Consider the following 19174-nt stretch of genomic DNA (forward strand, 5'->3'; position numbering starts at 1 on the left):
TTTGTTGTTAAAATTAAAAATAATATGAGAGTTTGTGTAGTAGGAAGTGGTTTAACAAGTTTAACTTTAGCAAAAGCTTTAGTTAATCAGAGTATTCATGTTGATGTTTTAATAAATAAAAAAAAACAAGTTGTTGATAGTTCTAGAACAATTGGAATGACAAAAAACAATTTAGAATATTTTAATAAAAATATAATTAATATAGAAGGAATCGGTTGGAAATTGAATAAGATAGAAATTTTAACTGAAAACTTAGAACAAGAAAAATTAATAAACTTTAAAAATAATAAAAGCCATTTTTTTTCTATTATAAAAAATTATTTACTCTATGAAAAACTAAGCAAAAGTTTATCAAAAAATAAAAATTTTAGAAAATTTTCATCAAATAATTATTTAAGTTTATCAAAAAAATATGATCTTATAATTAACACTGATAATTCAAATTTGATTTCAAAAAAATTTTTTCAAAAGAAAACTTTAAAAAATTACTTTAGTTATGCTTATACGAGCATAATTACACACAAAAAAATTGATAATCATACAGCTTCCCAGATTTTCACACAATATGGACCATTAGCTTTTTTGCCAATATCAAATAACCAAACTTCAATAGTTTTTTCGATAAATAATAAGAAGCTCTTTAATAATGAGGAATTATTCAAACTTATAAAAAAATATAATCTTAAGTATGAAATAAAAAAAATTGAAAAATTTAGTTCTTTTAGTTTAAAATCTATTAATTTAAGAAATTATTATCATGGTAATTTCTTAGCATTTGGAGATTTATTGCACAAAATTCATCCATTAGCTGGGCAAGGCTTTAATATGACTGTTAGAGATTTAAGAGTTTTAATTGATATTATCGTCTCGAAAATTGAATTAGGTTTACCAATCGACCAATCCATATGCAAAGAATTTGAAAAAAAAGTAAAAGCTAAAAATATGATTTTTTCAAAAGGTATAGATTTTGTTCATGAGTTTTTTAAAATAGAGAGTAAATTTAAGAGCAGTATACTCAGTAAGTCGATAAAGATTATATCAAATAAACCATCTTTAAATAAATTATTTGCTGAAATTGCCGATCATGGAATAATTTATTAATTATTGAACCGTATTATTTTCGTATACATCGAAGCTATAAGTTTTAAGAATTTCTGCAATTTTATTTTTTCTTAAATCTAAATTTCTAGCCTCTAATAAAATCTGTTTTTCTTCAAGTGTGAAAGGAGATGCCATTGATAGAGCATTTATAGTTTCATCAAGATTTTGTTTTTCTAAAGCTTTCCAATTTATAATGAAGCCCTTTTTCTCAAACAAAGATTTTAAATCTTTAAAAATTAATTCAAGGTCAGAAAACTTTAACTCTGCTTTCTCATTTATCAAATCTTCAGAAAATTCCTCATAATTCACTTCAAGTATTCTGTATTTTTTTTCAGTTTTTATCTCTGTTACATTTTTAAATCTTGATATTCCCTTAATGTCTATTAAGTATCGTCCATCTGTTGTTTCTTGAAAGGATATTATTTTACCGACACACCCAACATCAAATAATTCTGGATTATTTTCTTTATTAAACGTTGTTTTTGGTTGGATTATGCCTATTAGTTTATCTAATTTCATACTGTCATTGATCATTTCAATATATCTAGGCTCAAAGATGTTTAATGGTACGGTTGTTCTTGGAAAAATTATGAAATTACTCAAAGGAAAAACAGATATTTTTGTTGGCAGATTATTCATTTTATAATTTTTACAAAATATATATTAATCTTCTATATTAAATTTTAAATGATTATTTGGATAGCTTCATACCCCAAAAGTGGAAATACATGGCTCAGAGCTTTATTAAGCACTTATTTTTTTTCAAAGGATGGTACTTTTCATGATAGTTTATTAAAAAATATAGATCAATTTCCTACTTTTAAATATTTTAAAAACTTTAATCACAATAAAAAAATACCAGGTGATACCTGCAAGTATTGGATTAAAGCTCAAGAAATTATAAATGCCCAGCAAAATCTAAAATTTTTTAAAACCCATAATGTTTTTGGCAAGTTAAATAATTTTGATTTTACAAATAATCAAAACTCTATTGGTTGCATATATGTTGTTAGGGACCCTAGAAATGTAATTACATCACTTAAAAATCATTATCAATTAAATGACGATCAAGCTTTTAATTGGATCACAAACGAAAAAAATTATATTTATAATATTAATGATTTCGAAAATTCAGGATATGGTGATTTTCAATTTATAAGTTCTTGGAATACAAATTATAAATCTTGGACTATTCAAAAAAAAATACCAGTTAAATTAATTAAGTACGAAGAATTATTAAATTCGACTTATGCTGTTTTTTTAGAAGTAATAAATTTTATAAACGTAATAACTAAAAATAATCAAAAATTAGATAAGAATAAAATTAAAAAAACTCTTAAATCCACTTCATTTGATGCTTTAAAAAAAAGTGAAAAAAAATATGGATTTACTGAGGCTGTGCCAGATAAAACTAGTAAAAATAAAAAAATAACTTTTTTTAATCTAGGTCCTAAAAATGACTGGAAAAAAATTTTAGACACATCTATTGCAAATAAAATAAGTAATACTTTTGCAAAAAATTTAAAAGAATTAAATTATAAATAATAGATGGAAAAATTATAGTGATAATTTTTTAGATATATATTTTAAATTACAAAAGAGATAAATAATTATCAATATTAATTTACTTTTTTAAATGGATGGAAATTACTATTAGTTATTTCAAATTTTTTCCAAATTTTATTAAGAGTAATTTTCGTTGTATGATGAATACAAAACATATTACATGACACGATATTATAAAAAACATTATTAGAATTTTTTAAAAAATTTTTTGGATTAAAGAGAGGTGGTAAATGCCAAAACATCACATATCCATAGCTTTTTATTTTTTCTATCAAATTTTTTGAAGAACTAATGTCGTCATTTTCAATGTAAAGAAATGGATTATATTTTTCTATAGTTTTTTGAGCTCCTAGAATTATATTTAACTCTTCACCTTGCGCATCACATTTAATGAGTTTAATTAAATTTTCAGTATTATTTAAATTATAAAATATTTGATCTATAGTTTTTACTGAAACTTTCTCAGAATTATTAGATTTTTTTTTTGAAATTCTTGCATCACCATAATTATTTTTTTTGTTTTCATCAAATATATTTATATAACTCTCACTTTCTTCTGATGAAAGTGCTGTTTTAAAAATCTCAACATTCTTAATATTATTTTCTTTAATATTTTTTGATAATAAATTGAAATTTTGAGTTTGTGGCTCAAATGAATATACGATTCCACCATTATTTATATATTTTGCTAAAGGAATTGTGTGTGTGCCAATATTAGATCCAACTTCAATTATGCTTTCATTTTTTTTTAGAAATCCTTTGATTAATTCAACTTCACTTTCAGACCACTCACCATATTGAGATAAACTTTTTCCAATATACTCATCATCTTTATAATAAGATATTATACCGTGTTTAAATTTTCTTCGAATTATTTTATTCATGTTTTATTTTAGATATAAATTAATTTATAATAACTTGCATTTATAAAAACCGATAACTATAATATTGCTAAATAAGCGGGCATAGCTCAGTGGTAGAGCGTCTCGTTGCCAACGAGAAGGTCGAGGGTTCGACCCCCTTTGCCCGCTCCAAATTTTTATGAGTGATGATCTTTTAACTAAAAAATGTTTGCCTTGTGAAGGAGGTGCACTTCCTTTTGATATATCTGAAATTCATAAATATCAAAAAAAAGTTGACGGTTGGGACATTACAGAAGATAAAAATAAAATATTCTTCCTATTTAAAAAATTTAAATTTGAAAATTTTAAAAAAAGTCAAAATTTTGTTAATGAAGTTGGTAACATTTCTGAGGAAGAGGGTCATCATCCAGATATAAGCTTTGGTTGGGGTTATGCAGAAATTAAAATTACCACACATGCTATCAAAGGTCTTTCAGAAAATGATTTTATTTTAGCGGCTAAGATAGATAAAATTACTAATGTTTGAAATGTCTTGTTTTAGAAAAGACTAAAATGGTATCTGTTTCGTTTGCAAATTTAATGATTTCTTTATCTCTAATTGATCCAGAAGGTTGAATTACAGCTTGAACTCCTGATTGAACTAATTTTTCAATTCCATCCACAAATGGAAAGAAAGCGTCTGATGCTGCAACCAAATTATTTCCAAATAAATTAAACTTTTTCATTTTATTAATTGCTATCTCACAGCTATCTAATCTACTCGGTTGACCTGATCCAATACCAACAATCGACTCATCTTTAGCAAGAACGATTGCGTTTGATTTGACATATCTACAAACATTGAATGCAAAAATTAGATTTCTAAGCATCTTACGGCTTGGTTTTCTTTTAGATACAACTTTAAAATCTTTATTTTTGAATATTTTTAAGTCTTCAGATTGAACCAATATTGCTTCATTTGATGAATTGAATTTTGTAATTTCGCTAAGTGAATAATTTGTTGCATCAATTACACGTAAATTTTTTTTAGTTTTAAGTATTTTTAGGGCATCAATATCAAAACCATTAGCAATAATTACTTCTAAAAAAAGTTTATTTAGCTCAACTGCAAGATTTTTCTTTATTTTAAAATTACAAGAGACAATTCCCCCAAAAGCGCTTATAGGATCACATGCTAATGCAGATTTATAGCTATCTATAGGATTTGAATTTATTGATACACCACAAGGGTTTGCATGTTTTACAATTACAGTGCCTTTATTTTTTGGTAAAGATTTTGAAATCGTCAAGGCAGCAAATATATCGTTATAATTGTTATAACTTAGTTGTTTTCCTTGGATCTGTTTTAAATTAGTTTTTAAATTTTTTGAATAATACCCACTAAATTGATGTGGATTTTCTCCATACCTAAGTTTTTCAATTAAATTTACAGAAAAAACTTTTTTATCTGGCAAGTGTATATTAGCCTTTTTATTAAAATAACTTGAAATTATGGAATCATAGTAAGCAGTTTCTGTAAAAGCTGTTCTTGATAGTTTTTCTCTGAAATTTAATGATGTAGCCCCATTATTTTTATTCATCTCATCTATTAATTCTTGATATTGATCTGCAGAAGTAATCACTGTTACATCATTATAATTTTTAGCAGCAGACCTAACCATTGTGGGACCCCCCACATCTATATTTTCAATTATTTTTTTATGATTATTAGTAGTTTCTAAAGTTTTTTCAAAGGGATAAAAATTTACAATTACTAGATCAATATTTTCAAAATTATTTTTTTTTAAGTCATTTAAATGTGTTTTATTATTTCTTTTATTAAGGATTCCTGCGTGTATTTTTGGATGTAAGGTTTTAACTCTTCCCTCCAAAATTTCAGGAGAATCTGTAAAATCAGATACTTCTAAACAATTAAATTTTAATTTTTTTATTTGTTTATATGTTCCACCAGAACTAATAATTTTAACGTGATATTTTTTTAAAATTTCTAAAATTGGTTTTAAATTATTTTTATCTGATACAGAAATAAGAGCTGTCTTTATTTTTTTCATTATATTTTACTTATTTCCCATCTAATTATTTGTTCACTTTCATTATTCATGCCTGAAATAAATATATTTTGGTTTTCTTGATATGAATTTTTATTACTGAAATATAAACCATTATCAATGTTTATATCATAGTTATCACAACTAAATTGCCAACCTTCATCTTCTAATTGTATTAATATAAACTTATTATTTTGTGTTTTCATAACTTTTGAGTCGGGATGAAGATGAAATCTAATGTCAAATTTAATTTGCTTATCAGGATCTTTTCTTATTATTTTATCATGACCAATAAATTTAAATTGTTCGGGATAGAATTCTATTTCTCTATGATGATCTAATTTAAACTTTTTGAAGTAACCATTATGACTAGCTGAAATTTTCCAATAATTTTTTTCAAAAACTATATTTTTATTTCCAATTTTTAAATCTTTTTGTATCAAAAAATTATCACCAGCTTTAATAAAATCACATGAAGAATAATCTTCAATTGAGAGTGTACTTTGTAAAGCAGTACTTTTGGAAAGTTTATTTAGTCTGTTTTTTGTATCAGGATAATATCCAGAATTTGAAATTAATTTTTTATCATTAGAAAAAATTTCAAAAGACAAGGCACCTGCCTGATAATTTTTAGTATATACTTTTTCAGGATTTGATCCAATGTCAGCTGCTAGAATAAACTTTTTATTTTGTAATATTGTATATCCAGCTAACTCATTAATTTGATTTTTAAAAGTATATCCAAATCGTTTTAAATATTGGTCAAATTCATTATGATTAGATGAATAATTTCCATTAAAAAAAATATCTTGTTTTATGTTTTGCCATATAAAAGCATAATTGGATCCTAAATAATATATAGTTTCATCAACATATTCCGGAATTGGATTTTGCGATTCTTTGAACCACTCTCTAATAATGATTAGATATTTAAGATAAAAAACTAAATTTTGAATATTTCTTGATTTGGGAAAACCTTGTTTATCAAGAGAGTTTTTGATTAAATTTTTTAATATATTTAAACCACTATCTAAATAATTTTTCTCATCTTTATAAGATAAACCTGTTAAAATTATTGCAGCACAGCCAATCAGTTTTTCTTCTGTTTCATCTAAATTTTTGATCTCATTTAATAAATGGTTAGTTTGTTTTTGAAGCATATGATTAAAATACAATCTATATTCTTCATTACTATCTTCATAAGTTAACTGATGATTGGAAAGCCAAGCAATAATTCTTTTTGCAGTAATATTGAATTCCCAAATATTTTCATTAAATTTTTCATTTTTCTTAATCCAATTAAGAATAATTGATTGCGTGGTTTCTTTAGATGATTTTAAATCCAAACTAAAAAACCAAAAAAAATTGTTTAGTTTTTTAAAGTCTTTAGAAGAAATATTGTTTGTCCAGATAGTTTCAGTTACAAAATCTTCAATTTTATATTTTTTTTTCTGATACTTTATAATTGAAGATAAAAGATGAGGACTTGGTTTATATTCAAAATTGTTATCAAAAGTTTTTGAAATTCGTTTTTCATAAAAATTTGAATTTTTGTATAATTTTTTAAATGAATATTTTAACTTAAAAAATATTCCATTAGAAAAATTTAAGGAATTTTGAGATTGCATTAACTTATTTTGTTTTTAATAAATTAATATTCTTCTTAATATCTCCATCATTGCTTTTAAAAACCGTTGTACCAGATACAAGAATATTAGCACCAGCTTCAATTGCTATTTTACAATTATCAAAATTTATCCCACCGTCTATTTCAATATCAAAGTTAAGTTTTCCTATTTCTCTAATTTTTTTTAATTGTTTAATTTTTTCTAAAACTTCTGGTATGAATTTTTGTCCACCAAATCCAGGATTTACACTCATTATTAAAACTAAATCAATTTTATCTAAAAGATTTTTTATTAAATCTATACTTGTTTCAGGATTTAGAGAAACTCCTACCTTTTTCTTTAGATCTTTTATTTTATTTATTGAATCTTCTAAATTATCAGTTGCTTCTGGATGTACAGTAATTATATCTGCGCCCGCATCTGCATAAGCTTCTATATATTTATGCACTGGAGAAATCATTAAATGAACATCGAATTTTAACGAACAATGTTTTCTGAGGGCTTTAATTACTGGAGGACCTATTGTTAAGTTTGGAACAAAGTGTCCATCCATAACATCTACATGAATCATATCAGCTCCACCTTCCTCAAGCCTTTTTATTTCCGTACCTAATTGGCTAAAATCAGCTGATAGGATTGAAGGTGATATTTGTATATTTTTCATTGATATCTAGACTTACTAGTATCAATTTTTAAAATTTAATTGAATTAAAAAATTGATAAATCTGCCTAGAAATCTCACTTTCAAGAGGGAAGGATAACATTCCCATAACCGAATATCCCAAGATCCAAGGCATCAAATAAAATCTAATCATGAAAAAGAACCAAGCTACGTAAAGTGGTACTAATGGTTGTATAATAAATGATGGTGTGACAAGTTTAAAAATTTTTAATAAGGGATTAGTAAATTTTACAAAAGCTTTCATAAAGAAAAAATTTGAGTCTTCTCTTTGAAAGATATTCATTGCTACTCTCCCAACTAAAGTCCACATTATAATTCCAAGGATATAGTCAATTATATAAACTAAAGGATGAAAGTTAGCTGACATTAAGGGATTTATATTTGATCTTAAAAATAAATAAAAGGGGCGAAATTAATCGCCCCTTAAAAAGATTATTTATTTTTGGCCGCCGATTACAGATGCACCCGCAGGTACCCTAGAATCATCAACCATTTTTTGTGTTGCAGCGCTTGGTGCTGAAGTCATTAAACTTACAACAACCATAGCCACTAAGCTAACAGTAGATCCGAAGATACCAAATGTTAACTGAGTAATTCCTAAGAATCCGCTTCCACCACTTCTTACCCAAACTAGATATGCGAAACCAGAAACTAGTCCTAAGACCATACCAGCTATAGCACCTTCTTTATTAGCTCTCTTCCACCATACACCAAGTACTAGTGGCCAGAACAATCCAGACATCGCAAAGTCAAAAGCCCAGATTACTGAACCTAAGATACCTTGGATCTCCATTGCTGCAATAGTTGCTCCTGCAAAACCAATTACTACAAGTAATACCCTTGCAACAACAAGTCTTTTAGCAGTCTCAGCTTTAGGGTCTACCATTTTGTAGTAAACGTCATGCGAGATTGCATTTGCGATTGCAAGAATCAAACCATCTGCAGTTGACATCGCAGCTGCCAAACCTCCAGCAGCAACTAGACCTGAGATTACATATGGTAATCCAGCAATTTCTGGTGTTGCTAATACTACGGCTTTACCACCCATGAAGAACTCGTTTAATTCAACAGTTCCATTTCCGTTAAAGTCGCTTACAAACATCAGATTTGCTTGGTTCCAGTTTTGATACCAATCGATTGCTTGAACTTCTGCGATTGATTTACCAATAATGCCTGTTGGCAAGTTTGGATCAATCAAAGCAAGTTTAGATAGTGTCGCTAACATTGGTGCAGAAGAATATAGTAGGAAGATGAAGAATACTGACCAACCTACTGATTTTCTAGCTGCTTTTACACTTGGAGTAGTAAAGAACCTCATCATTACGTGTGGTAATGAAGCTGTTCCCATCATCATTGCTAATGCTAATGAGATGAAAGCCCAAGGTGTTGCATTTACTTCAGAGTGAGCTTTAGTAATACCAGCTAACCCTTTAGGTACTGTAGCTAAATCAGCAGCAGAGTTTTTAACAAACCCATACTGTTGCTCTAACTCACCAATTCTAGCAACTTCATCAGCTAACATGAAGTGTGGGAAGAAACCCGCGCCAATGTTGTTGCTGATCCAGAATACTGGAAGTAGGTAAGCTATAATTAGCACAATGTATTGCGCAACCTGTGTCCAAGTTACCCCTCTCATACCACCAAGCATTGAACATAGTAAAATACTTACTAGTCCAACATATACTGCGTATTGGAATGGGATATCTAAAGCAACAGCTGCAATAGTACCTGTAGCGTTAATTTGTGCAGTCACATATGTGAATGATGCAACAGTTAAAACGATAACCGCCATCAATCTTGCAGTATTACCACCGTATCTAGTACCCACGAAATCTGGAACTGTGTAACAACCAAATTTTCTTAAGTATGGTGCTAATAAAGTTGCAACCAACACATAACCACCTGTCCAACCTACAAGCAAAGCCATATATCCATAACCTTTGAAGTAAATACCACCTGCCATTGCAACGAATGAAGCACCAGACATCCAGTCGGCTGCAGTTGCCATTCCGTTGAACACAGTTGGAACCGTTCTTCCAGCTACGTAATAGTTACTTGCTTGGGCTGTTCGAGATAGCCAACCAATTGCTGCGTAGATGAAAATGGTAAAACCTACAAAGCAAATACCTATTGCTTTTGCAGACATACCCATCTGCTCACCAATCGCCATTAAGATTATGAAACCTATAAATCCACCTGTGTAGATTCCATAAACTTTAGGCAAGTTATCTATAAAATTACCCTTAATCATTAGTCGTCTCCTTTTTCACTGAAGCCGAACTCTTCATCAATTTTTTCTTGTCTACCTGCAAACCAGAAAATAAGGATTACAAATATCGCAAGAGAACCTTGACATGTGAACCAATAAGTTAATGGATACCCAAAAGGTCCAGTAACCGAGTTCATTTCAGCTCCAAAAAGGAATATACCCATTGAGAATACAGCCCAGATTGCTAATGTAACAAATAGCAAACCTCTGGTCTTTTCCCAGTGTTGAGCGTTTTTCGCCATGTATACCTCTCTTTTTTAGTTATAACTGATAAAACCATAACCATTATGAAAGAGAATAAAAGTGTAAAATTAGCCGTATTAGGTTAATTTTTTCATTTATTTTCAATAAAATTAACTTTTTATGAGTAAAAAAAAATTAAGTTGGAAAGATTTATCTTTAAGTGATTTCAAAGTTTATTTTTTTTCCTTGTTTAAAGCTTTTATTCCTAAAACAAAAATTAAAACTTTAGATGAGTTAGAAGAGTTTATTCAAACAAAATCTGCATGGGTATCTCAAGTTACACTTTATAGTTATTTAAAAACTAGAATGGGGACAAGATATGTTCTTCATTTTGATAATGATGAATTTATGAAATCTGTAAATGAAGCCAAATGGAACATTTATTCTGTTGCTCTTCAAGATTTAACTTTCTTTACTTTTTCATATTTAAAAGTTCATTCTAGTTTTAATGAACTAGACAAAGCTAAAGAAATTTTTTTAAAAATTTTAGATGATGAGACAACAAATAACATGCCCTTAAATATTATTGAAGACGCGAAAAAAGAATTTGATGAAAGACTAATTAAAATTGATTGGGAGAAGTATCACAATGATCGTCCTTTCAATCCAAGTGCTTTAGCAATGTATAAATGGGCACCAATAGCAGATGAATTAAAAACTCTTGATCGAAAAATAGTTTTAAATTCTGTTATTTTAAAATGGGATGTTATTAAAAAAGAATTTAAAGACAGAATACAGTTTTAAATATTTTTTCTGTTTTCAACTAAACTATCTACAACACTAGGATCGGCTAATGTAGTTGTATCTCCCAATTGACCATGTTCATTAGCAGCAATTTTTCTTAAAATTCTTCTCATTATTTTTCCAGACCTTGTTTTTGGAAGTCCCGGAGTAAAATGAATTAAGTCAGGTGTAGCAAGTGGACCAATTTGTTTTCTAACCCATAGCTTTAGATCTCTTTCGAGTTCACCAGTTTCTCTTTCACCAGCATTTAATGTTACATAACAATATAGTCCATTACCTTTAATATCATGTGGGTAACCTACAACTGCCGCTTCTGCTACCTTTGGATGAGCTACAAATGCACTTTCAATTTCAGCAGTACCCAAGTTGTGTCCTGATACAATAATTACATCATCTACCCGACCTGTAATCCAATAATATCCATCCTTGTCTCTTCGACATCCGTCACCCGTAAAATATTTGCCCTCAAACTGAGAAAAATAAGTATCAATAAATCTTTGATGATCCCCATATACTGTTCTCATTTGTCCAGGCCATGATTGCGCTATACAAAGTCTTCCTTCTCCAGGTCCTTTTATCTCTTTGCCTGATTTATCAACCAACATAGGCTTAATTCCATAAAATGGTTTTGTAGCAGAGCCAGGTTTTAAAGGAATAGCACCTGTTTGAGGGGCAATTAATATCCCTCCTGTTTCTGTCTGCCACCATGTATCTACAATTGGGCACTTAGAATTTCCTACTGTTTTGTAATACCACATCCAAGCTTCTGGATTTATTGGTTCACCAACAGTTCCAAGTAACTTTAAAGATTTTCTAGATGTTTTTTTTACAGGCTTATCACCTTCTCTCATTAGAGCTCTGATTGCAGTGGGTGCAGTATAAAAAGTATTTACTTTGTATTTATCTACTATTTGCCACCATCTAGAACTATCAGGATAGTTTGGTATTCCCTCAAACATTATAGTTGTTGCACCGTTCGAAAGAGGACCATAGATAATATAACTGTGACCTGTTACCCAACCAATATCAGCAGTACACCAATAAATATCTTTTGGTTTGTAATTAAAAATATATTGATGAGTCATTGATGCATACACCATGTATCCACCTGTTGTATGTAAAACTCCCTTTGGTTTTCCAGTTGAACCAGATGTGTATAAAATAAATAAAGGATCTTCTGCGTTCATTTCCTCTGGCTCACACTGAGAAGGAACATCTTTAATTAAATCATGATACCAAACATCTCTATCATAATTCCAACTAATTGAATTTCCTGTACGTTTAACAACGATACATTTTTTTACATTAGGACAGCTCTCTAATGCTTCATCAGTTGTTTCTTTTAATGGAATAGTTTTTCCACCTCTAACACCTTCATCTGCTGTAATTATATATTCAGACTCACAGTCATTCACTCTTCCAGAAATCGAGTCTGCTGAAAAACCTCCAAAAATAATTGAGTGGACTGCACCAATTCTAACACACGCTAACATTAAAATAGCAAGCTCTGGTATCATTGTAAGATAAATTGTAACTCTATCTCCCTTTTTAATACCTAATTTTTTTAAACCATTTGCAGCTTTAGAAACTTTTTGATGAAGCTGTTTGTAACTAATTTTTTGACTATCTTTTGGATCATCACCAACCCATATTATTGCTGTTTTATCTTTTTTATCTTTTAGATGTCTATCGATACAGTTTGCAGATGCATTTAGTGTTCCATCTTCAAACCATTTAATTTTTACTTCTTTAGAACTGTATTTAACATCTTTAATTTTTTTATAAGGTTTAATCCAAGTAATTCTTTTTCCTTCTTTTTTCCAAAATTCATCGTTATTTTTTATAGATTGAGAATATTTTTGCTCGTATTTACTTTTGTTGGCCAAACTACTTTTGATCCACTCAGGTTTAGTTTTTATAATTAATTCAGGAGCAGGATTTTCACTTTGTTTTAAAATTTTTTTTGATTTTTTTCTTTTAACTTTAGTTTTTTTCTTAACTGCAGTTTTCTTTCTTACTTTAGTTTTTTTTTTAGATTTAGCTTTTTTCTTTTTTTTTGGCATGGATTATTTTTTTTTAAATTTTACTCATGTTATTTATAATTTTCCAGCTTTTATCATCAATTGGCATTACTGAAAGTCTACTTTGTTTAATAAGCGCTAAATCGCTTAAATCCTTATTTTTTTTGATATTTTCAAGGGTCACTGGTTTAGAGAACTTACTTTTAAATTGGACTGTTACTGCAACAAATCTTCCAGTCTTATCAGTTTTATCTAAATAGTGTTCTTTAATTACTTTTACTATCCCAACCACTTCTTTACCAATATTAGAGTGATAAAAAAAACATAGATCACCCTTCCTCATACTTTTTAGATTGTTTGCTGCTTGATAATTTCTAACACCATCCCAAGGTGCACCTTTTTTGCCAGCCTTAATTTGTTGCTCAATGGACCAAACATCTGGTTCAGATTTTAATAACCAATAATTCATTATAATTGTACTCCCGCACCTTTTAAAAATGCAGCTTTTTCATCTAAAGGCCATCTAGGTTTTGCTGGGTAATCTAAAGTATTAAATTCATTTAATTTATATTTTTCTAAACCTACCATTGCAATCATTGCAGCATTATCCCCACAAAGTTCTATTGGTGGAAATATACTTTTATAATTGTTAGCCTCACATAAATTAATTAACATAGATCTAATTTTTTTGTTAGCAGCAACACCACCAGCAACTACAAAAACTTTTTCTTTTGATTTATTTTCTTTTTCAAATTCTTCAAATGCTATCTTTGTTTTTTTATTAAGAATTTCTTCAACAGTTTTCTGAAAAGAGGCTGCTAAGTCAAATTTTTCTTGATCTGTTTTTATAGTTTTTGAAATTTTTAAAATTGCAGTTTTTAATCCTGCAAAAGATAAATTACATCCACCTTTATTAAAAATTGGTTTAGGCAAATCATATTTTTCAGGATCTCCTTTTTTTGCCAAAACTTCGATTTGTGGTCCACCAGGAAATTCAATTCCTAAAAGTTTAGCTGTTTTATCAAATGCTTCACCTAATGCGTCATCAATAGTTGTTCCTAATCTTTTATATTTTCCAAGACCTTGAACACTTAAATATTGTGAGTGACCTCCTGAAATTAATAATAATAGATAGGGATAATTTAAATGAGAATTTATCTTAGGACTTAACGCATGACCCTCAAGATGGTTAACTGCTATAAAAGGTTTATTAATTGCGCTTGCAAAAGCTTTTCCAAAACTTAAACCAACTGACAAACAAACAATTAAACCTGGTCCAGCAGTTGAAGCAACAGCATCAATTTCTTCAATTTTTTTTCCGCTATCTGAAATTGCTTTTTCAACAATCCAATCTATTTTTTCTATATGTGATCTTGCGGCTAGTTCGGGAACTACTCCCCCAAATTCTTTGTGAACATCAACCTGACCAGAAACAATATTGGATAAAACTGTTGGAATTCCTTTGTCATTTTCAGTTATTATAGATGCTGCAGTTTCATCACAGCTAGTTTCTATTCCAAGAATTAAGGGTTTTTTACTCATTCAAATAGTTTTTAATAATTGTACAATCTCAATACAAGTAAGAAATAAATTTTTAATGAATAGAAAAATTATAATAGGCTCAAGAGGAAGTAAATTGGCTTTGCTTTATGCGAAAAAAGCTAAAGATAAAATTATTGAAGCTTTAGACTTGCCAGATGATCGGATTGTCATTCAAACAATAACTACAAAAGGTGATCAAATTCAGGATCGAAGATTGTCAGAGGTCGGTGGTAAGGGTTTATTTTCTAGTACGATAGAAAAAGAACTGAAAGAAAAAAAAATTGATATAGCCGTCCATGCATTAAAAGATATGCCAGCAATTGAAACTATTGGACTTAGAACAAATTCATTTTTAGAAAGGACAGATCCAAGAGAAATTTTAATAACAACTGACAAAAAAAATATTAAGGAATTACAACAAAATGCAATAGTAGGAACCTCATCTTATAGAAGGGAATTTCAAATTAAAAAAATAAGATCTGATGTTAACTGTAAATTAATAAGAGGAAATGTAGATACTAGAATCAAAAAACTAAAGGAAGGTATTTATGATGCAATAGTTTTATCTTATGCAGGTATGAAATATTTAAATTTAGATAATGAAATTTCTGAAATTTTTTCGACAGATCAAATTATTCCAAGTGCAGGCCAAGGTATTATTGCTTTACAGTGTAGAGACGACGATGATGAAATTATAAAAGTTTTGGAAAAAATAAATCACAAAGATACTTATATGAGAGCTCACACAGAGAGAAACATTTTAAAGGTATTGGAAGGTGACTGCGAAACCGCAATAGGTGCTCATTCAATTATAGAAGGGGATAAAATTACAGTTGAAGCTGAACTATTCTCATTAGATGGTTCTCAAATATTTTATGAAAAAAAATCTGGTAATATTGATATGTTTAAAGAAATTGGAACAGAAGTTGGTAACACTTTAAAAATTAAATCAAATAATTCATATAAAAAGTAAAATGCATATTTTGTTAACTAGACCTATAGAAGACTGTTCAGAAATGATAGTTAAGTTTCAATCTTTAGATCATAAAGTATCTCACCTACCATTAATAAATGTTCAAAAAGTTCAACATGAAGAAATTAACTCTGGTGATTATGGTGGTTTAATTTTTACAAGTTCTAATGCTGTAAAAAATTTAAATTTAGAAAATTTAAATAAAAAATTAATTTGTTTTTGTGTTGGTAGTGCTACAGAAAAAAAAGCTAGAAGTTTAGGCTTTCAAAATACAATTGCTGCAGAAGGGAATGTTTCAAATCTTAAAGAATTAATTCTACAAAATTATGAACTAAAAGAAACTCCACTTCTTTATATAAGTGGCGAGATCATAACAACTGATTTAGATCAACAACTATTAAAAGAAGGGTATGCAGTTAAACGTATTATTAATTATAAAGTAAATCATACTGAAAAATTTGATGAAAATTTTGTTAATGAATTAAAGCGGAATATACCAGATATTGTTTATGTTTATTCTCAAAACAGTGCCTCTAGTTTCTTGAATTTTATAAAAATCTATCAAACAGAAAACTTTTGGATGAATACAAACTTGATGTGTATAGGTGAAAAAACCTCGTCAATATTGAATGAAATCAAATGGAAAAAGATATTTCTTTTTAATCCTGGAGAAGAAGAGTTTTTGTTATATAAAATTTAGGTATGGAATTAATAAATAATTTTTCTGAAATATTTTTATCTGTTTGGAATAAAGGAATACTTGGTGTTGATATTTTTCAAATTTTAATTGGAATAGGTATATTCTTACTTTTTTTAGTCTTTAGAGGATTAATTAGTAAATTAATTATAAAAAAATTAGAAATTATCTCAAAAAGAACAACAAACAAATTAGATGATACTTTTGTTCAGTCATTAATTGGTCCAGCTAGATTTTTACCAATTGTATTAGGTTTCTTTATCGCGAGTTACTACATGACCTTTTCAACAGAGGGTAGAGAAGTAGTTGATACAATTAATAGAACGTTAATTACGATACTAATTTTTTGGGTCATTCATCAAATTATAGAACCCATTTCATATATTTTAAGTGGACTAGATAAACTTTTAACAAGAGAGCTTATTGGATGGATAATTAAATCGCTTAAGATTTTAATATTTATTTTAGGATTAGCTGCGGTACTAGAATTATGGGGGATTAAGATAGGACCAATTATTGCTGGTCTTGGTTTGTTTGGGGTTGCTGTTGCGCTTGGAGCACAAGATTTATTTAAAAATTTAATTTCAGGAATTTTAGTATTAGTTGAAAAAAGATTTAAAATTGGAGATTGGATTGCAGTTGATGGGATCATTGAAGGTACAGTTGAAAAAATTGGTTTTAGATCAACAACTATAAGAAAGTTTGACAAATCTTTAGCGATTATTCCTAATTTTCAATTTGCAGAAAATGCTGTAGTTAATGTTAGCGAAACATCTAATTGGAGAATTAGATGGATAATTACATTGCAGTACGACTCTACGATTGATCAATTAAAAAAAATAAGAGAGGAAATTGAAAGTTATATAAACAACAGTGAAGACTTTAATCAATCAACTGGGGTTGCGGTTAGAATTGAGAAGTTTTCTGATAGTTCAATAGATTTATTGGTAAGATGTTTTACGAATTCAAATAGTTGGAGTAATTCACTAGAAGTTAAAGAGAGATTAGCAATTGAAATTAAGCAGATTGTAGAAAAAAATAAGGCCTCTTTTGCTTTCCCAAGTCAGTCAATTTATGTTGAGAAAAAATGATAGCAATTTTTTATTTAGTTTTACAGATTTTAAAATTGTATTCTTATGTTGTAATAGCAAATGTAGTTATAAGCTGGTTGATAGCATTTAATGTTTTAAATACTCAAAATAGATTTGTTTATTCAATTTTAGAGCTTACTTATAAATTAACTGAGCCAATACTTAATAAAATTAGACGTTTTTTACCCAATTTAGGATCACTAGATATTTCACCAATCATTCTTCTTCTATTGATTTGGTTTATTGAAATGTGTATGAAGCTCTACATTGCACCAATAATTTTTTAGAAAGTAAAATGATTTTAATTGACGGAAAAAAAGCTGCAGCTGAATTAAGAGAAGAATTAAAACAAGAAGTATCAGGACTTAAATCTAAATACAATAAAGTCCCAGGTTTAACTGTGATATTAATTGGAGATCTTACTCCAAGCCAAATTTATGTTCGTAATAAAGAAAAATCAGCAAATGAAGTAGGGTTAAAATCGGAAGTAATTAAATATCCAGATAGTGTTGAAGAAAAAACTGTTTTAGAAAAAATTGAAGAATTAAATAAAGATGAAACAGTATCAGGAATTTTAGTTCAATTGCCGTTACCAAAACATATAGATAAGCAAAAAGTAATTGAGGCCATCGATCCTTCCAAAGATGTAGATGGTTTTCATCCAATGAATGTTGGTAATCTTTCATCAGGTTATGAAAGTTCAGTTCCCTGTACGCCTCTAGGCTGTTATTTGTTAATTAAAAAAATTGAACCAAATTTAAGTGGAAAAAAAGCAGTAGTAGTTGGTAGATCAAATTTAAATGGAAAACCAATGACTCAACTACTCTTGAAAGAAAATTGTACTGTAACAATTACCCATTCAAAAACTAAAGATCTAAAAGCTGAATGTTTAGAAGCTGATATAATTGTTGCAGCAGTTGGAATACCCGAACTTGTAAAAGGAGATTGGGTTAAAAAAGATGCAATAGTAATTGATGTTGGTATCAATAAAACTGATAAAGGTATTGTTGGAGATGTTGATTTTGAAGATGTTTCAAAAAATGCAAAAGCTTTAACCCCAGTTCCAGGCGGTGTGGGACCAATGACTATCGCTTGTTTATTAAAAAACACAATTGAGTGTTTTAAAAGATCACAAAAATAAAGACTTTTTATATAAGTTTAATTGTCTCAAGGATATTTAAACTGATTTAATTACTGTTGTATTTGATAAGCTCGTTTTGATGAAAAAACCCAAATACGAATACAGGATTGCAATTATAATGATTTTATTAACTGCAGTTCCAATTGGAGCCACTCAATTGGGTTGGTATTTATATAACAAACAAGTTGGTTTTGATTTTGGAATGATTGCTGGAGTTTTTTCTGTTATCTTAGCTGGATATTTGATGTATGAAAAAGGTTGGAGAGATGAGGATGAGGATTAATTAATGGAAAAAATTATTTTTTTTGCTTTAGCAGTTCCAATTCTAGGATTTGTTTTTTACCTAGGTGGTTCTGCAATCATGAAGGGTTTTAAGGCTAAAGTTGATAATCGACCCAATAAACCTGAGGAAACAGAAACAGGCTCTGAAACAGTAAATAGACTCTCAAATAGTAACGATTTAAGCTCTGAAATTTCTAAATTAAATGAGTTGTACAAAAATGGAGCTCTTACCCAAGAAGAGTTTGAGAAAGCTAAAAGTAAATTACTGAATAATTAAATTTAG

At 28.6% G+C, this 19174-nt stretch carries 22 protein-coding genes and 1 tRNA gene; 12 read left to right on the forward strand and 11 right to left on the reverse strand.

The window, feature by feature from the left end:
- Positions 1-24: 24 nt before the first annotated feature.
- Entirely contained in the window at positions 25-1101 is a 1077-nt protein-coding gene (locus ACTTA0_RS01250; protein WP_440675665.1) for an FAD-dependent monooxygenase, read from the forward strand.
- On the opposite strand, the gene ACTTA0_RS01255 is transcribed toward ACTTA0_RS01250, so the two are convergent.
- Positions 1102-1740 (reverse strand): LON peptidase substrate-binding domain-containing protein, encoded by a 639-nt coding sequence (locus ACTTA0_RS01255; protein WP_440675667.1) that lies wholly within the window; start codon positions 1738-1740, stop codon positions 1102-1104.
- A 48-nt stretch (positions 1741-1788) separates the two neighbouring features.
- Here ACTTA0_RS01255 and ACTTA0_RS01260 point away from each other — a divergent pair, with 48 nt between their 5' ends.
- Positions 1789-2646: a sulfotransferase domain-containing protein gene (locus ACTTA0_RS01260; RefSeq protein ID WP_440675669.1), complete on the forward strand. Its 858-nt coding sequence runs from the start codon at positions 1789-1791 to the stop codon at positions 2644-2646.
- A gap of 74 nt (positions 2647-2720) precedes the next feature.
- On the opposite strand, the gene ACTTA0_RS01265 is transcribed toward ACTTA0_RS01260, so the two are convergent.
- A complete protein-coding gene (locus ACTTA0_RS01265) occupies positions 2721-3551 on the reverse strand; it encodes an FkbM family methyltransferase (protein ID WP_440675671.1) in 831 nt (276 codons plus the stop codon).
- A gap of 75 nt (positions 3552-3626) precedes the next feature.
- Here ACTTA0_RS01265 and ACTTA0_RS01270 point away from each other — a divergent pair.
- Positions 3627-3701: transfer RNA gene (locus tag ACTTA0_RS01270), tRNA-Gly, on the forward strand.
- 7 nt (positions 3702-3708) lie between these two features.
- The gene (locus tag ACTTA0_RS01275) at positions 3709-4056 is read left to right on the forward strand and encodes a 4a-hydroxytetrahydrobiopterin dehydratase (RefSeq protein WP_440675672.1); all 348 of its coding nucleotides are present in this window, start codon (positions 3709-3711) and stop codon (positions 4054-4056) included.
- Here the strand turns inward: ACTTA0_RS01275 and purH are convergent.
- The 6 genes from purH to ACTTA0_RS01305 form a co-directional block, all read right to left on the reverse strand.
- Positions 4046-5581 carry a bifunctional phosphoribosylaminoimidazolecarboxamide formyltransferase/IMP cyclohydrolase gene (gene purH, locus ACTTA0_RS01280; RefSeq protein WP_440675673.1) on the reverse strand — a complete coding sequence of 512 codons (1536 nt, stop codon included), beginning with the start codon at positions 5579-5581 and terminating at the stop codon, positions 4046-4048. The two genes, ACTTA0_RS01275 and purH, sit on opposite strands and share 11 nt — an antisense overlap.
- Positions 5581-7206 carry a heparinase II/III domain-containing protein gene (locus tag ACTTA0_RS01285; RefSeq protein ID WP_440675674.1) on the reverse strand — a complete coding sequence of 542 codons (1626 nt, stop codon included), beginning with the start codon at positions 7204-7206 and terminating at the stop codon, positions 5581-5583. Before ACTTA0_RS01285 ends, purH begins: the two co-directional genes overlap by 1 nt.
- Positions 7207-7210: 4 nt before the next feature.
- Complete coding sequence (gene rpe / locus ACTTA0_RS01290) at positions 7211-7870, reverse strand: ribulose-phosphate 3-epimerase (RefSeq protein WP_440675676.1); 660 nt, start codon at positions 7868-7870, stop codon at positions 7211-7213.
- 28 nt (positions 7871-7898) lie between these two features.
- Positions 7899-8255: a hypothetical protein gene (locus ACTTA0_RS01295; protein ID WP_440675677.1), complete on the reverse strand. Its 357-nt coding sequence runs from the start codon at positions 8253-8255 to the stop codon at positions 7899-7901.
- A 69-nt stretch (positions 8256-8324) separates the two neighbouring features.
- Complete coding sequence (locus tag ACTTA0_RS01300) at positions 8325-10139, reverse strand: sodium:solute symporter family protein (protein WP_440619142.1); 1815 nt, start codon at positions 10137-10139, stop codon at positions 8325-8327.
- Positions 10139-10399 carry a DUF4212 domain-containing protein gene (locus tag ACTTA0_RS01305; protein WP_440633151.1) on the reverse strand — a complete coding sequence of 87 codons (261 nt, stop codon included), beginning with the start codon at positions 10397-10399 and terminating at the stop codon, positions 10139-10141. The genes ACTTA0_RS01300 and ACTTA0_RS01305 overlap by 1 nt, the downstream gene beginning before the upstream one ends.
- Positions 10400-10520: 121 nt before the next feature.
- Here ACTTA0_RS01305 and ACTTA0_RS01310 point away from each other — a divergent pair, with 121 nt between their 5' ends.
- Positions 10521-11144: an esterase gene (locus ACTTA0_RS01310; protein WP_440675679.1), complete on the forward strand. Its 624-nt coding sequence runs from the start codon at positions 10521-10523 to the stop codon at positions 11142-11144.
- On the opposite strand, the gene acs is transcribed toward ACTTA0_RS01310, so the two are convergent.
- Genes acs through tsaD form a run of 3 tightly spaced genes read right to left on the reverse strand, consistent with a single transcriptional unit; the run spans position 11141 to position 14707 of the window.
- Positions 11141-13207 carry an acetate--CoA ligase gene (gene acs / locus ACTTA0_RS01315; protein ID WP_440675680.1) on the reverse strand — a complete coding sequence of 689 codons (2067 nt, stop codon included), beginning with the start codon at positions 13205-13207 and terminating at the stop codon, positions 11141-11143. The two genes, ACTTA0_RS01310 and acs, sit on opposite strands and share 4 nt — an antisense overlap.
- 13 nt (positions 13208-13220) lie before the next feature.
- Positions 13221-13634 carry an EVE domain-containing protein gene (locus ACTTA0_RS01320; protein ID WP_440675682.1) on the reverse strand — a complete coding sequence of 138 codons (414 nt, stop codon included), beginning with the start codon at positions 13632-13634 and terminating at the stop codon, positions 13221-13223.
- On the reverse strand, positions 13634-14707 hold the full coding sequence (tsaD, locus tag ACTTA0_RS01325; RefSeq protein WP_440675684.1) for a tRNA (adenosine(37)-N6)-threonylcarbamoyltransferase complex transferase subunit TsaD: 1074 nt from the start codon (positions 14705-14707) through the stop codon (positions 13634-13636). Before tsaD ends, ACTTA0_RS01320 begins: the two co-directional genes overlap by 1 nt.
- Before the next feature lie 55 nt (positions 14708-14762).
- On the opposite strand from tsaD, the gene hemC reads away from it, so the two are divergent.
- From hemC to ACTTA0_RS01360, 7 genes are all read left to right on the forward strand, one after another.
- Positions 14763-15680: a hydroxymethylbilane synthase gene (gene hemC, locus ACTTA0_RS01330; RefSeq protein WP_440675685.1), complete on the forward strand. Its 918-nt coding sequence runs from the start codon at positions 14763-14765 to the stop codon at positions 15678-15680.
- A 1-nt stretch (position 15681) separates the two neighbouring features.
- On the forward strand, positions 15682-16380 hold the full coding sequence (locus tag ACTTA0_RS01335) for a uroporphyrinogen-III synthase (protein WP_440675687.1): 699 nt from the start codon (positions 15682-15684) through the stop codon (positions 16378-16380).
- 2 nt (positions 16381-16382) lie between these two features.
- Positions 16383-17468, forward strand: a complete 1086-nt coding sequence (locus ACTTA0_RS01340) for a mechanosensitive ion channel family protein (RefSeq protein WP_262589969.1) — start codon at positions 16383-16385, stop codon at positions 17466-17468.
- On the forward strand, positions 17465-17755 hold the full coding sequence (locus ACTTA0_RS01345; RefSeq protein ID WP_262589968.1) for a YggT family protein: 291 nt from the start codon (positions 17465-17467) through the stop codon (positions 17753-17755). Before ACTTA0_RS01340 ends, ACTTA0_RS01345 begins: the two co-directional genes overlap by 4 nt.
- A gap of 8 nt (positions 17756-17763) precedes the next feature.
- Positions 17764-18609, forward strand: coding sequence for a bifunctional methylenetetrahydrofolate dehydrogenase/methenyltetrahydrofolate cyclohydrolase FolD (gene folD, locus ACTTA0_RS01350; protein ID WP_440635371.1), 846 nt, complete (start codon positions 17764-17766; stop codon positions 18607-18609).
- Between the two features lie 79 nt (positions 18610-18688).
- Complete coding sequence (locus ACTTA0_RS01355) at positions 18689-18892, forward strand: hypothetical protein (RefSeq protein ID WP_262589965.1); 204 nt, start codon at positions 18689-18691, stop codon at positions 18890-18892.
- A gap of 3 nt (positions 18893-18895) precedes the next feature.
- Positions 18896-19168: an SHOCT domain-containing protein gene (locus tag ACTTA0_RS01360; RefSeq protein ID WP_440675688.1), complete on the forward strand. Its 273-nt coding sequence runs from the start codon at positions 18896-18898 to the stop codon at positions 19166-19168.
- Positions 19169-19174: the final 6 nt, after the last annotated feature.

It is taken from the genome of Candidatus Pelagibacter sp. HIMB1593 (assembly GCF_052047755.1).
Taxonomy (GTDB): Bacteria; Pseudomonadota; Alphaproteobacteria; order Pelagibacterales; family Pelagibacteraceae; genus Pelagibacter.